A 14,449-nucleotide genomic window follows, 5' to 3' on the forward strand; every position below is an offset into this window, starting at 1 on the left:
CGACCAAGAAACCTATGCGGTATTAGCACCCGTTTCCGGATGTTATCCCCCTCTTATGGGCAGGTTACCCACGTGTTACTCACCCGTTCGCCACTATCTTCTCAGCGGAAGCAAGCTTCCATAGAAAAGACCGTTCGACTTGCATGTATTAGGCACGCCGCCAGCGTTCGTCCTGAGCCAGGATCAAACTCTCATGTAAAAGTTGGACTCTTGTACAGAAATCCTACATGTTAAGCTGAATAGCTCTTAATTTCTTGCTGACTTTATGTTTGCGATACTGCGTATCGCCTTCGTTTGCCTCGACCGAAATCGAAGCTCCCTGCACATTTGGTTCGTTCATTCTTTGTTCAGTTTTCAAAGGTCAATCGTTATCACTCGTTACGTGATAGCTTATTCATATTATCACGGCTCCGGCTCTCCGTCAAGCCTTTTCTGAAGTTTTTTCAGAAGCGTTATCGGCTTGCAGATGCGTTGAGCAGCAACTTTTATATAATAGCACGCTCAAAATCACATGTCAACAATTTTTTAAATCATTTCACATCCGATTCCCGCGGACAACTTCTATATACTATCATCGCATCCGATTGCTGTCAACGAATTTTTTTGTTTTTTTAATAGGCTTCGACTTACACCAAAAAAACACTGGCCTCTTTCCCTATCCGGATTGCAAATCGGCGGTCCAAATCCTTGTTATTCCAACAAAAGCTTCCGAAATTCGCAGTCGGAAGCTCTGATGGATTTTTCCGCTCAGTCCGTTGGCAGCGCAGTTTTTTTGGCAATTCCTTCCAAGAAATTGCGGATGAGTGCCTGACCATCTTTTGTAAAGATGGACTCGGGGTGGAACTGCAGACCATAGACGGCATGCTCTTTGTGCTTCATCGCCATGATGACGCCATCATCCACGCTTTTGGAGAGTATTTCCAGTTCTTCAGGCAGGCCCTTTTCTTCGACAACCAGTGAATGGTAACGCATCACTTCGAATGGGGAAGGTATCCCTTGGAAAAGAGGGTCCCCGTTATGCGTGACCATGGATGTTTTGCCGTGCTTCAGCGTTTCTGCACGGATAACATTGCCGCCATAGGCATAACCGATGGCCTGATGCCCGAGGCAGATCCCAAGCAGAGGTACTTTACCGGCAAACTCCCTGACCACATCGACGCAGATGCCGGCATCCTCAGGCACTCCCGGCCCTGGGGAAAGGATGATGCAGTCCAAATCCATCGTCTTCATCTCATCCAGCGTCAGGGCATCATTCCGCACGACCAGCACATCCGGATCTATTTCTCCGATGTATTGGTAAAGGTTATAAGTAAAGGAATCATAATTATCGATCAACAGAATCATTCAGATTACCTCCTTCAAGGCCATGGCTTTGTTCAGTGTCTCGGTGTATTCCGATTGCGGAACGGAATCATGCACAATCCCGGCGCCGGCTTGGAGATAGGCGAACCCGTCCTTCAGAATGATGGTGCGGATGGCTATGCACGTGTCCATGTTGCCGTTATAGGAGAAATAGCCGACCGCCCCGGCATAGATGCCCCGCTTCGTCTTTTCCAATTCGTCGATGATGCCCATCGCCCTGATTTTCGGCGCACCGGAAACGGTCCCTACCGGCAGACAAGCGCTCAAAGCTTCGAAACAGGTCAGACCTGGTTTCAGCTTGCCGGTCACTTTCGAAACGATGTGCATCACGTGGGAGTAGAGATCCACTTCCATGAATTTATCCAGCTTGACGCTGCCGAACTCACTGATCCTGCCGATGTCGTTGCGGCCCAGATCCACCAGCATCACATGCTCCGCCCGTTCCTTTTCGTCGGCAAGCAGCTCCTGCTTCAATAAGTTGTCTTCTGCTTCGTCCTTCCCTCTTCTGCGCGTTCCGGCAATCGGATTCGTCATGACTTCGCCGTCCTGGACGGTGACGAGACTTTCCGGGGATGAGCCGACCACCTGGAAATCGCCCAGATCGATATAGAAGAGATACGGCGACGGATTCTTCGTGCGCAGTCTTCTGTAGATATCGAACGGTTCCGATTCGGACTTGATGGTCAAGCGCTGCGAGAGGACGACCTGAAAGATGTCGCCGGCTTTGATGTATTCCTTCGCCTTTTCGACCATTGCACAAAATTCCGTTTCGCTGACGTTTGCGGAAACCTCCTGATCCGGCTTCACCTCCTGGAAAGGCCGGATGCCGTTCGTCTGGTTCATCGTTTCGGCCAATCGTTCCAAATTGGCGGTGATTGTTGCGTAATCCTCCGTGTCCTCGGGGAAAACATTATGGACGAGCGTCATTTTGTGCTGATAGTGATCGTAACTGATGAATTGCCTGTAGAACATCAGGTAGGCTTCGGGCGCCTGCAATTCATCCGGGTTCACATGCGGCAGCTTTTCGTATTGGCGGATGACATCATAGCCTACATATCCGATCGCGCCGCCGACAAAAGGCAACGGGATGTCAGTTTCCAGATAAGGGATCGACACATGCTCCTTGACGTAATCGAGCACCTTGCCTTTTTTGTGCACGGCTTGTCCGTCTGTGATGATCGTCACGTCTTCGCCCATGCTTGTGATGCTCTTGTAAGGATTCGCCCCCATAAAGGAGTATCTGCCGATTTCCCGCTCGGAAAAGACGCTCTCGAACAAAAATTTATGCTCCCCTTGGAGATTGTAATACATACCGATGGGCGTCAATTGGTCCGCATTGACCGTCAAATGTAGCGGAAATACTTTGTTATGCTTTTTTGCTGCTGCGAATTCTGTTGCTGTCAGATTAAACATTCTGTTCACCCCTAATGAGATTTTTTCATTATTTTTGACTGATTCAGGGGATTTTGGGTACAAAAAAAGCCACAACATCCCCTATAATGGGACGATGTAGCCGCGGTGCCACCCATATTAGTTCTGTACCGTAAGTCAGCAAACGGATCTGTCGATCTTGGCGCTGGGCATCCCTTGCTTGCGTAAGCAAAGAACAGGATACTTCCCCTTTATCCGGGCTGTATCGCTGCTGCGCGCTGATCAGACAGAAAAAAACACTTCCTCCTCTAAAAGGACGAAATGTTTCCATTCGTTATGCCACCTCAGTACAAAACTCTCTCTGCGGGTACGGATGTTACTCGATACCCCGTCCTTTTAACGGCGGACTCCCGGTTTTTGCTACTCTATTTTCGCATCACGTCTCAGAGATCCATTCACCAGCAGCTACAGTGCTCGGCTTTCACTGCCCCGAACTCGCTTTGACCAATTTCCGCTGGATACTACTTCTCATCACAGATTTTATTAGTGTAATTTTAATCCATTATAATCCTTTTCTCATTATTGTCAACAGGTAAACCTTCCATTTTTTACAAAAAACGAGCACCAACAAAACGCCCCAGTCGGTTCCGATTCAGAACAGCCCCGCAAAAATGGGGGCCAGCAAAACCGTAAGGATCCCAGATGCGATCAGCGAAAAGCTGCTTGCCGCGCCCGCTGTTTCCCCCAATTCCATCGCCTTTGCCGTACCGATGGCATGGGCAGCAGTGCCTATGCAAACCCCTTTTGCTACTTTGTGCGTCAGCCGGCATTTGCGGATGACAGACTCGGAAATGATACTCCCGTAGATGCCCGTAAAGATGATGATCGGCGACGCAATCCCCACCAGCCCGCCGAAATCTTCGGCAATCGTGATACCGATTGCGGTCGTGATCGATTTCGGCAAAAAAGTGATGTACTCAGAATAGGAAAAACGCAGTAATTTGGCCACCAGCAAGATGCTCAACAGATTGGTGAAGACCCCGCTGGACACGCCCACCAGGATCGGGATGATATCGGTCCGCAATTTTGCCAGGTTTTTGTACAAAGGTACCGCCAAAGCAATGGTCGCCGGTGTCAACAAGGCCGTAAGCGGCTGCGTGCTCCTGATGAACGCCTCATATTCGACCTGAATGAGCGATAAACCCAACAATATGAAACATACGGCCAGAATAATCGGATTGGCGAGGACCGATTTCGTCCGCTTCTGTATCTTCTTCCCCAAGAAGAAACATGCCATGCAGACAGTAATGCCGCCGAACGCCCCCAGATCAATCATCTTCTCTTCTCCGCACGAGGATAAGCTCGGTCAGCTTACCTGATACGACCATCGTCAGTGTTGTGGTCGCAATAACGACCAAAAAAATTTCGGGCAACAAGCCCTTCACATTTCCCCATTCTCCAGCGATGCCCAATGTTGGCGGAATGAACAGTATCGGCAAAATCGTGATCAGAAAATGGCTTGTTTCTTCTATCTGCTCCAAACGGATGATTTTTAGTTTTAACATCGTCAGCAACAGCAGCAGCCCCCAAATGCTTGCCGGAATCTTAAGCGGAACCAAGTCGTTGAACATTTCTCCCACGAGCGTGAGCACCAGAAGCAATAAAAATTGTTTTGCATAACGCATGTTTTGCACCTCCTGCTGTATTTTTTCAAAATAGCCCTTCCAACAAGGCGAAAAAGATGGCTAATGCCAATAAATCCGCTGCGCCTCCCGGGCTTAATCTTCTTTTGATCATTTCACGGTTGTACTCCGTCAGCCATGCCCGCAAAGGCTCCTCGGACAAGCAACACTGGGTCATCAGCCGCGTCTCTGTCTTCACTTGTTGCCAGGCCTCGATACCTCCGCGGTGAATGATGTTGCCATCCTCCACCGTGCTCATCAACAGAACCAAGCCGTTCAAACACAACTCTTCCCGGCTCTGATGCCTGTTTTCCCTGAAATATGGCAGTACTACCCTATCCAACGCCGGATAGCCCGCCTCCGCCTCGCCCCGGATGCCGGTCAAACCGTGGTCCAGGTATAATTTTTCCCCATAGGTCAAATCCGTTTTCGCTTCCAGGCCGGCGAAATCCTTTGTCACCAGGCCATGGCACATCTCGGCTGCGATTTCCAGGATGCTATTCGTGTCGTCTTTGGTGAATAGCACGCTGCAGTTATCACATGCTGATTTCCCCCGCAGAAAGTAGCCAGTTGCACTCAAAATGATTGCAAATGAAAAATTTGCGCCTTTATGCGTGTTGATGCCTTTAGTGGCAGTCATCATCGCTTGCTCTGCCTTTTTGCCGATTGTCCTTATTCTCCTGAACAGTTCCGGCATAGTGTCATTATGGAAATACCCCGCATAAAAGTAGTCGTCAAAAAAAGGCGCTAAAGCCCGAATGCTGTCAAGAAAAGTAAAAAAATCCATATCCTCATGGGCGCCATTGTCCCTACGATCGACTAGCCCCGGCTTGGGCGTGGCGGCAACTTCATACAAGAGTGCTTTTTCAGCCCAGTCGATGACCAGTTTATGTTGCGTCATCCTTTCCATCTTAATGCTCCTCATCTTAATTAGTACGTTAAGCTCCCAACAAATCATGCATGTTGGGAGCTCCTATTCGTTTTCAATTATTATTGTCTATCGCGTGTTAACTATATGCTCAAAGGTATATACCCAAGAACGACTGCCGTAACCATAAATATCGCAAAAATCCCTAAAGCATAAGTTGCGGATTCCTTTTGCCATTGACCCATGTCCAAACCGGTCAGGCGAAGCAGTAAATAGATGAAGGCAACCAATGGGCTTATATTGTGGAACGCTTGCCCCATCAACGATGCCAAAGCCATCTGCATATTGGTGAATCCATAGGCTCTACCAGCTTCAGCTAATACAGGCATCACTCCGAAATAGAAGCCATCATTGGAAATGAAGAATGTACCCGGCGCAGAAATAAATGAGATTACGATTGCCCAATATTTACCTAATTGTTCCGGAATGATGGTAATGAAACTTTGTGCCAAAGCATCCGCCATGCCGGAGCCTTGGAACAAGCCCATGAATACTCCTGCCGCGAATACCAGTATTACGACTTGGACAGCATCCCCGCCATTTGCGCCGATACGAGCTGATTGATCTTTCAGATTAGGATAGTTCACCATCAATGCGATACAAGTACCGACCAAGAATAGGAACAACGGCGGGATGGAGATGGCTTCAATGAAGGATCCGGCAACCAGCCAAGCAATCAGGCCAATGGTAAGGATGGCATTGAACAAAAAGTTCTGCGGACGGCGTAGTTCCAGCGTCTCTGGATCTGTCACTGAAGTCATTTCTTCGATTTCTGCTTCAGTCAAAGAGGTAACCCCTAAACGAGCGCGTTCCTTACGTCCCATGTGCGGTGCCACAAAAAAGATTACATAAATGACAGAAAGAATCATGCCTGGCATCAGATAAGAAAGGATGCTGGCATCCACATCGAATACCGCCATTGCTCGCGCAGTCGGGCCGCCCCAAGGCAGCAGATTCATGATTGTATTCTGCAAAATGACCAATACTCCGAAGTTCATCATTCTCATGTTCAATTTCTTGTAGATAGGAATAAACGCAGAGCAGCAGATCAATGTTGTAGTGGTTCCGTCACCGTTGAAAGAAACGGCCCCTGCGACCACAGCTGTCGCAATCAATACTTTCATAGGATCGCCTTTTGCGAAAAGAATCATTTTTTTCGTAATCGGATCGAACAGGCCTGCGTCCAACATGATCGAGAAAAAGAGAATTGCGAACAATAGCATGATACCTGTTTTGGAAGTAGTGGTCACACCTTCAAGTAAGAATTCCCCAATGTTTCCTTCATTGGAAACACCAGCTAACATAGCAACCAGAGTAAACACCAACGGAACCAGCACTAACGAAGTGAATGGGGAAAGCATTTTTTTCATAATCACAAACATAAAGATAATAATCATTAAATACGCTAAAATGGTCAATAACATAGATACAACTCCTTTTTATTATTTTTCATGATTCCTTTAGATCGGAAATCATAAAAGTTTTATTGCATATGAACGAATCAGTGTATGTTCATCCAAAAAGAAAACCCTTTCACCAAATACTAACCAGAGACAACTTTGCCCTCCGTTACGGATATCCTACTAAATCTCACTCCCCCTTTTCATGACTAAACAATTACTTACCTATCATCACATCAAAAGTAGCCTTCAAAGGAAGTTTGTTGGGAATAGGCTCCTTTCAACGCTTTAACATTAAGCTCATACATATGATATATTCTTAACAAGGTAAATAATATGTATGAGAATACAAGAAAGGGCTGCGTTGAAAACGTTTTTTTGTAGGTTCGCACAAACCTAAAAAATCCTGATTTATCACTTTCTGGATTGAATACAAAAAAAGTTCGGTCTAGTATGCACTGTCTGTTACAGCGGATTGCTAGACCGGACTTTAATAACTAATTTTCATTGGTTAAACAAAATAATCCTGGAAATTTTCTGCTGGATTTCCTCAATAGAGTGGGCACGGCTTCTCCCACAGATTTTGGCGTCTTCTCCACATAAATAACATTTGCGCATCGGCATTTCCAAATCGTTACGGCTGATGCTCCGCAAGTGTCCATCCTCCAAAAAGAGCACATCTAAGTCCACAACTCGACCATATGGGTGGTTTTCTTCAATTTCCACCATCAACTGCTTCAAACTTTCCGGAGCTATCGGTACGGTCAGGAAGTATTCTTGCCCTGTGCGCACATGTGAATAATGAGAGCTTAAAGGGTTCACCTCAGTCAAGACGGTATGAATCGCATTGCGGATATTTTGGAACACTTCGTCGAGAATCGGCACATCTTTGATCGGACCCGGGATATTCAATGTCGCAACCAGAAGCGAATGGGTTGGATAAAGCGTTAACAGCTCACGCTGCTTTGCGGCTCGCTTATCACGGGCTCTAAGTATTTCATCCAATTGAACCGCCTTTCCAGTTCTAAAAAGGTTGAAGGTCATCTCGCACACCTCTCTTTGTAGTCAGTAAATTCTTCGTTGATCAATCGATTGCGATGCTTACGTCGACTATCTGCACGGGTATTCCATAGAATCGGTCTTCCCGTTTCCCCAGGAAATCCATAGCCTGCTGTGGGAAAGCCGCATATAACAGGACATCCTCAGGTGTTTTGGCATATTTGGAAATCTCTGCCTCAAATATTGGCAACTGCGGCGGGATAAGATCCGCCGGCCGGACCGTGACAAGCGCTTCCTTGCCGATGATTTTTTCTTTGATGTCAGCGGCAATCGGAACCGGCGATTTGCCGTACAGGCCGCGCACATAATCCTTGACCTCGTTCGGTACCATTTTGTAGCGTTCACCGGCGAGGACGTTCATCAATGCTTGCGTGCCCACCATCTGGGAAAGCGGTGTGACGAGCGGCGGGTAGCCCAGGTCAGCGCGCACTTTCGGCACCTCCGCCAAAACTTCGTCATAGCGGGCCTGCAGCCCTTGTTCGGTCAGTTGGCTCAACAGATTGGATAACATGCCACCGGGCACTTGATAGATCAATGTCTTCGGCTCGACGTCCTTGACTTTCGGATTCAGGATGCCTTCTTCGCGGAAGCGGTCGCGGATCGGCGCAAAATAGTCGGCGATCTCAGCCAGTTGCGTCAGATCCAACCCGGTATCATAACCCAAACCTTCCAAGGCGATGGCCATCGCTTCCGTCGCCGGTTGGCTCGTGCCGCCAGCGAACGGCGAAATCGCGGTATCGATGATGTCCGCACCGGCTTCCACCGCCTTCAGGTAGGTCATCTCCGAGATGCCGCTCGTCGCATGGGTATGAACTTCCAAGGGCAGATCAACGGCAGCTTTGATGCGGCTAACCAATTCATAGGCTGCGTCCGGCGTCAATACGCCAGCCATGTCCTTGACACAGATGGAATCCGCCCCGATTTGGGTGTACTCTTTGGCCAAACCGACGAAGTAGTCGATGGTGTGAAAGGCGCTCGTCGTGTAGGAAATCGCGGCTTGGCAATGCCCGCCCGCATTTTTGACGGCTTCAATGGCGGTCGTCAGGTTGCGCGTGTCGTTCAAGGCATCGAAAATGCGGACGATGTCGATGCCGTTTTCGATCGATTTTTCGACGAACGCGCTGACGACATCATCGGAATAGTGTTTGTATCCCAACAAGTTTTGGCCGCGCAAAAGCATCTGCAGTTTTGCGTTTTTGACTTCTTTGCGGATCGTGCGCAGACGTTCCCAAGGATCCTCGTTCAAATAACGGATGCAAGAGTCGAAGGTAGCCCCGCCCCACATTTCGATGGAGTGGTAGCCGGCTTCATCCATGGTTTTGATGATCGGCAACATATCTGATAGTGGCATACGTGTTGCAATCAAACTTTGTTGACCGTCGCGCAGGACTGTCTCCATAAAACGGATTTTTTTCTTCATGTTCATCAACTCCATCATTTCTCGGCCGGGAACCGTTTGATCAGTACAATCGAAACAAGATACAGTAGGAAGAGGACGAGAAAGATCCCGCCCATCCCAAACAGCATCAGTTCCAGGGCGATCTGAAAATTTTCAAAAGTGCTCATGTCAATCTCCTTTCAAATGAATAGTGGGTCAGCTGAAGAAGCCCAACAACAGGCCGCCGGCGATGACGGAGGCGATCTGGCCGGAAACGTTCGCGCCGACCGCATACATCAGAACGAAGTTCTGCGGATCCTCATCCGTCGCCATCTTCTGGATGACCCGGCTGGACATCGGGAAAGCCGAAATGCCGGCAGCGCCAATCATCGGATTGACTTTCTGGGTGCGGAACAGGTTCAGCAGTTTCGCGAACAGCACGCCGCCGACGGAATCCATGATGAAGGCGACCAGACCGAAGGCGATGATCATCAGCGTCTGCAGGTTCAGGAACAGATCAGCTTGCATCTTGACGGAAATCGTCAGACCCAATAGGATGCTGATGATGTTGACCAATTCGTTTTGGGCAGTCAAGGACAGTCTGTCCAAAACACCGCACTCGCGCAGCAGATTGCCGAACATCAGGAAGCCGACAAGCGGCAAAGAAATCGGTGCGATGAAACCTGAGATCAACGTGATGATGATCGGGAAGAGGATCTTCGTCATCTTCGAAACGCCTTCCGCCTTGTAGGTCATGCGGATGCGGCGTTCGGCCTTGGTCGTGACGGCTTTGATCGCGATCGGTTGGATAATCGGCACCAAAGCCATGTAAGAATAGGCCGCGACCGTGATCGGTCCCAACAGATTCGGCGCCAACTGGTTCGATACGAAGATGGCCGTCGGGCCATCAGCGGCGCCGATGATGCCGATCGAAGCGGCTTCCCGGATGTCGAATCCGAAAAAGACGGCTACCGCAATCGTGAAGAAGATCCCGAACTGGGCGGCAGCACCGAATAAGAGCATGAACGGGTTCTGCAGCAGCGGACCGAAGTCGATCATGGCCCCGATGCCGATGAAGATCAATAACGGGAACAGCTCGGTGCTGATGCCGGCTTCAAAAAGGACATCCAGGACACCCTCCGCTTCGCTGCCGTTGACCATCTGCGTCAGAACGCCGGTCCCCGGGAAGTTGACGAGGATCGTCCCCAATCCCATCGGCACCAACAAAGTCGGTTCGTATTCTTTTTTGATCCCCAGATACATCAGCACAGCCCCGATGATCATCATGGTGATCTGTCCAATTGTAATGGATGTGATTCCTGTTAATAATGCTTCCACTGTTTCACTTCCTCCTAGTCTTTTTTATCCGATTGTGATCAAAGCGTCGCCGGCATTCACTACTTCACCAGTCATGACATGGATGCCGGTTACGGTTCCGGCAGATGCTGCAACGACTTCATTTTCCATCTTCATTGCTTCCAGGATCATCAAGGGCTGGTTTTCCGTCACTTTTTCGCCGACATTGACCAAAACTTTCAGGATTTTCCCTGGCATCGGAGCAGTCATGGCATCAGCACCTGGAGCGTTTCCCGCCGTCGGCCCAACTACGGGAGTTGGTGCTTCTGGTTGAGGTGCAACAACAGCTGATGCAGCATGCATGGGCGCCGGAACAACCGATTGAGGTGCCCCGCCGATTTCTTCCATTTCCACAAGATACTCTTTCCCGTCGATGTTTATCTTGAATTTTCGTAACATGTTATTTCCTCCTAAGTTGTTGTAATGGTGACTATCCTTTCAGTTCTTGAGTGCACTATTTCTTTTCGGATATACACGTAATCTTTAATGGTTTTCCGTTATCAGCCACTGCAGCCGCTATGGCAGAAACCCGGATGACTTCAGGATTTCTGACCCATATTTTTTTTATCTCAAATTGGCTTTTAAACGAATTTCCCGCAGCAATCGCTGTGACAATGATTGACAAGAGTTGCTCTTCAGCCGCTGACGGCCGCACATACAGAGGCAACTCCATCCACTGGTTCTGTCCTTCGTCGGATGGCCCCACAACGCTGCGTTCTTCTACAATTTCTTTCCTATGTTTTCTAAAAAAAAACACGCCTCGCTTCCCCCTTCTTTTGATGTATCCGTTGCCTTCCCCTTATATACTTCCATTCAAATTCATTCCGACCATTTGGGTAATGCAAAGAGAATCCGAAGAAAATCGTTATTTCACATCCACAAAGAGAGGAAATAAGCTATAATCAGAAGTGCATAAAGGATTGCCTACTTAATTCATTCTAAAATAAAACGGCTTGCGCTGATATGTTTGCGGATACATAAATTGTTTTGGAATAGGTCGTTTTTTTGGAATTTTAAACAAAGAAGGAGGGCTCATGCGTGGAGATATCAAAGATTGATTTCCTTTTTATAAAGAAATTTTTGTCCTCTGTCACAATCGCAGATGTGGAGATGTTCAATATCAACGGCAAAAGTTATGCTTCAAAAGAAGTTGATAAAGTCATTCAGGAAAATACGATTAATCAAGTCATTACTTCAAACAATTACATTTATGCGCCGATTGAACGTCAAGATAAAATATTCTTTTATTTACGTATCCGCAATACATCTTCCAGCGACTATTTGGAGCCCCTGGCCGTTTCTTTAAAAAGTATGCTTGAAGAAAGCCTCAAATACGTCCAACATACAACACGTCCGTCCAATATTGACATGCTGGATGATTTTCTGGTTGAACTGCTGATACGGGAACCTTACGGACAGACCAATAATTTGGTTGAGCGAGCAAACCTGCTCCAATTCGACCATACTATCCCTCGATCGGTTGTATTGGTGGATATTGTTCACTTTAAGAGTATTGTTCGGCACAGCTCGGATAAGGAGGAAGTGCAGGATAAGTTGAACCGTATTCACCGCATTCTGAAGAATAGCATTTCAAATTTCAACGAACACTCCGCTTATCTATATGATGACAAGTTTATCCTCTTTAAAATAAAAGACAGCGACTTAGATTCGGAATTGATGGCGATCCGAGAGAAAATTCAATCGCAATTATCCTTGACTACCCAGTTCGTAATCGGGCGAACTTGCTCTAGGTTGGAAGATTACAGAAACGAATTCAAGAAGATGACTGAGTTGCATCAAAATTTCCCGCGCCACCGTCTTCAGAATCCCTTATACCATGTCGACGATCACGAAATTGAATTATTGTTGCTGGATGTGGACCAAGAAACCAAAGCATTCTTCGCTAAGAACCAAAGAGAGCGGCTCCAAGAGATCAAACAGACCAACGAAGAACTGATTGAGACATTGGTACACTTCTTCAAAAATAGTATGGATACAAAAAGGACTGCCGAAAAAATGTTCATCCATAAAAATACAGTCTATTACCGCATCAAAAAATTATCTCAATTATTGGATGTCGATCTCTTTGATTCCTATTCCTGCACTTTTGTATTTCTGCAAACATGCTTGGTTTAATAATGAACATAAAAAAGGATTAAGATAGACCCTTGTGGCTCTCTCTTAATCCTTTTTTTGAGGGCAAATCGCCCTGCTTGCTTTCAATCGGGAATATACACCCTTCCATCCATTATCCTGCGCGCGGTACGCTGAACTCCTACCTCTTGCACGTCATTCTTTTCCAAGTCTACCTTCGGAAATATCTTCATCACTCCGCTAGGGTGGCCGATGCGCACGCCATTTGTTGCTTCAACTTTTCCGGTAATTGCTTGCACAATCGTCGCTTCGAACAAGGCAGCGACACTGATTCCGCAGGCAGCCGTCACCGGTATGGCTTTATGGCACTTAAAAATGGAGTAGACGCGAGCGCAAATATCCATTTCTGACTCAGTGACAGGCTGTTTGGCAATATCCACATAAGTTTGTGGATTGCTCACCAACGCTATTTTCGGCACGCCTGGACTGTTCACAACCGCGTCTTCCAAGTCTTTGGCAAAACCCAACATGATGCTGACGCTTCCCCGGATATATTCGACCAAGTCGGATAGTTCGGCATTCCCGCTGAGCACCTCCGGCATTTCTGTACCGGAACTCCCGACGTCGCCCGCATGTACGATCACAAGCGGACCGCCAACATCCAAAACAGAAATATCGATTACACGCCCGTCAGGAAGAACAAAGGATTCCTTGCGTTCTCCAGTCGGAAAGAGCTTTCCGGTTTTGGCACCGGTCGGATTCACGAAATTCACCAAGACTTCCGCGGCCGTCCCATCGATGCCGGCTATCCGGCAATCGCCTTTATCCGCAAATGTATTCGTTTCCGGATCGATCGGAACTTCGATGTTGATATGTTTCCCCGTATTTTGATTCAGCAACCTTACCGTTGTAACGGGTTGACTGACGGTAACCATCTTTTCTTCGACAGCAAACGGTCCGACTGCCGCGGTCATATTGCCGCAATTGGCTTTGTAATCGATCCGGTCCTCGCCTACTATCACTTGACCCACCAAATATTCGATGTCAACCTCCGGCAAGTCACTTTCCCACACAACCACAATCTTATTGTTTGAAGAAACCGTCCCGCCCATGCCATCTATTTGTTTCGGATCGGGATTCCCCATCACCTTCAGAAATATTTCGTCCCATTCTTTCTTATCCGTAGGCAAATCGTCCCGTTTGAACATGCACCCTTTGCTCGTGCCCCCGCGCATATAGACTGTTTTAAAAGCTCTCATTTGCATTACCATCCTTTTTCCACCGAACTATTTACGTACCTTTGATTAACTGCTTATTATACAGGGTGGTCAGCCATAACTGAAATACCGTTTTGGAATGACAGGGTATTCCTTACCGATATGCGCGAAACCAACAATAAAGATTTGAACATGCAAAAAAACAAGCCCGGAGAGATGAAAATCATCTTTCTGAGCTTGTTTTTTGTGTGATACCGGCGGCCGGGGTCGAACCGGCACGCCCTCGCGGGCACTGGATTTTGAGTCCAGCGCGTCTGCCAATTCCGCCACGCCGGCATGATTATGAATGTTGCAAGTTTCCATCTTGATGTTTCCATGGAAAGGCGGTAACCGGATTTGAACCGGTGATAGAGGTTTTGCAGACCTGTGCCTTACCACTTGGCTATACCGCCGAGATGTTGCTATTTGAAAAAACTGGGCTAGCTGGATTCGAACCAACGAATGACAGAGTCAAAGTCTGTTGCCTTACCGCTTGGCGATAGCCCAATAAAGAGGGCGACTGATGGGAATTGAACCCACGAATGCCGGATCCACAAACCGGT

14 protein-coding genes, 3 tRNA genes and 1 rRNA gene are annotated in these 14,449 nt (G+C 47.7%); 1 reads left to right on the forward strand and 17 read right to left on the reverse strand.

Translation table 11 applies throughout. The annotated features are described in order from the left end of the window. From BMX58_RS13640 to BMX58_RS13705, 13 genes are all read right to left on the reverse strand, one after another. A 16S ribosomal RNA gene (locus BMX58_RS13640) occupies positions 1–199 on the reverse strand; the annotation flags it as partial. Positions 200–747: 548 nt separating this feature from the next. After that, positions 748–1,344 (reverse strand): anthranilate synthase component II, encoded by a 597-nt coding sequence (locus BMX58_RS13645; protein WP_068624895.1) that lies wholly within the window; start codon positions 1,342–1,344, stop codon positions 748–750. Further along, complete coding sequence (gene trpE / locus BMX58_RS13650) at positions 1,345–2,775, reverse strand: anthranilate synthase component I (RefSeq protein WP_068624893.1); 1,431 nt, start codon at positions 2,773–2,775, stop codon at positions 1,345–1,347. It abuts the gene before it with no gap. Between the two features lie 610 nt (positions 2,776–3,385). Further along, the gene (locus BMX58_RS13660; protein ID WP_068624891.1) at positions 3,386–4,069 is read right to left on the reverse strand and encodes an LrgB family protein; all 684 of its coding nucleotides are present in this window, start codon (positions 4,067–4,069) and stop codon (positions 3,386–3,388) included. Continuing rightward, positions 4,062–4,418, reverse strand: coding sequence for a CidA/LrgA family protein (locus BMX58_RS13665; protein WP_068624889.1), 357 nt, complete (start codon positions 4,416–4,418; stop codon positions 4,062–4,064). Before BMX58_RS13665 ends, BMX58_RS13660 begins: the two co-directional genes overlap by 8 nt. Positions 4,419–4,443: 25 nt before the next feature. Beyond that, positions 4,444–5,325, reverse strand: coding sequence for a triphosphoribosyl-dephospho-CoA synthase CitG (gene citG / locus BMX58_RS13670; protein ID WP_204243815.1), 882 nt, complete (start codon positions 5,323–5,325; stop codon positions 4,444–4,446). Positions 5,326–5,426: 101 nt separating this feature from the next. Then, the gene (locus BMX58_RS13675; protein WP_068624887.1) at positions 5,427–6,767 is read right to left on the reverse strand and encodes a CitMHS family transporter; all 1,341 of its coding nucleotides are present in this window, start codon (positions 6,765–6,767) and stop codon (positions 5,427–5,429) included. 480 nt (positions 6,768–7,247) lie between these two features. Further along, positions 7,248–7,787, reverse strand: coding sequence for a citrate lyase holo-[acyl-carrier protein] synthase (citX, locus tag BMX58_RS13680; RefSeq protein WP_068624885.1), 540 nt, complete (start codon positions 7,785–7,787; stop codon positions 7,248–7,250). A gap of 40 nt (positions 7,788–7,827) precedes the next feature. Further along, positions 7,828–9,222: an oxaloacetate decarboxylase subunit alpha gene (locus BMX58_RS13685; RefSeq protein ID WP_068624883.1), complete on the reverse strand. Its 1,395-nt coding sequence runs from the start codon at positions 9,220–9,222 to the stop codon at positions 7,828–7,830. Positions 9,223–9,236: 14 nt separating this feature from the next. After that, positions 9,237–9,368 carry an OadG-related small transporter subunit gene (locus BMX58_RS15020; protein WP_068624882.1) on the reverse strand — a complete coding sequence of 44 codons (132 nt, stop codon included), beginning with the start codon at positions 9,366–9,368 and terminating at the stop codon, positions 9,237–9,239. Between the two features lie 28 nt (positions 9,369–9,396). Next, the gene (locus BMX58_RS13695; protein WP_068624879.1) at positions 9,397–10,518 is read right to left on the reverse strand and encodes a sodium ion-translocating decarboxylase subunit beta; all 1,122 of its coding nucleotides are present in this window, start codon (positions 10,516–10,518) and stop codon (positions 9,397–9,399) included. A 24-nt stretch (positions 10,519–10,542) separates the two neighbouring features. Then, positions 10,543–10,935, reverse strand: coding sequence for an acetyl-CoA carboxylase biotin carboxyl carrier protein subunit (locus BMX58_RS13700; protein ID WP_068624877.1), 393 nt, complete (start codon positions 10,933–10,935; stop codon positions 10,543–10,545). A gap of 55 nt (positions 10,936–10,990) precedes the next feature. After that, a complete protein-coding gene (locus BMX58_RS13705) occupies positions 10,991–11,293 on the reverse strand; it encodes a hypothetical protein (RefSeq protein WP_068624875.1) in 303 nt (100 codons plus the stop codon). Between the two features lie 281 nt (positions 11,294–11,574). Here BMX58_RS13705 and BMX58_RS13710 point away from each other — a divergent pair, with 281 nt between their 5' ends. Then, a complete protein-coding gene (locus BMX58_RS13710; protein WP_068624873.1) occupies positions 11,575–12,672 on the forward strand; it encodes a PucR family transcriptional regulator in 1,098 nt (365 codons plus the stop codon). A gap of 83 nt (positions 12,673–12,755) precedes the next feature. Here BMX58_RS13710 and BMX58_RS13715 read toward each other — a convergent pair whose 3' ends face one another. The 4 genes from BMX58_RS13715 to BMX58_RS13730 all read right to left on the reverse strand — a co-directional run bounded on the left by BMX58_RS13715 (position 12,756) and on the right by BMX58_RS13730 (position 14,393). Further along, positions 12,756–13,889, reverse strand: a complete 1,134-nt coding sequence (locus BMX58_RS13715; protein WP_084254045.1) for a PrpF domain-containing protein — start codon at positions 13,887–13,889, stop codon at positions 12,756–12,758. 210 nt (positions 13,890–14,099) lie between these two features. Next, positions 14,100–14,183: transfer RNA gene (locus tag BMX58_RS13720), tRNA-Leu, on the reverse strand. 45 nt (positions 14,184–14,228) lie between these two features. Beyond that, positions 14,229–14,299: transfer RNA gene (locus tag BMX58_RS13725), tRNA-Cys, on the reverse strand. Positions 14,300–14,321: 22 nt separating this feature from the next. Beyond that, positions 14,322–14,393 (reverse strand) — tRNA-Gln (locus BMX58_RS13730). Between the last annotated feature and the right edge of the window lie 56 nt (positions 14,394–14,449).

The sequence above is a fragment of the Trichococcus ilyis genome, from assembly GCF_900109135.1.
Classification (GTDB): domain Bacteria; phylum Bacillota; class Bacilli; order Lactobacillales; family Aerococcaceae; genus Trichococcus; species Trichococcus ilyis.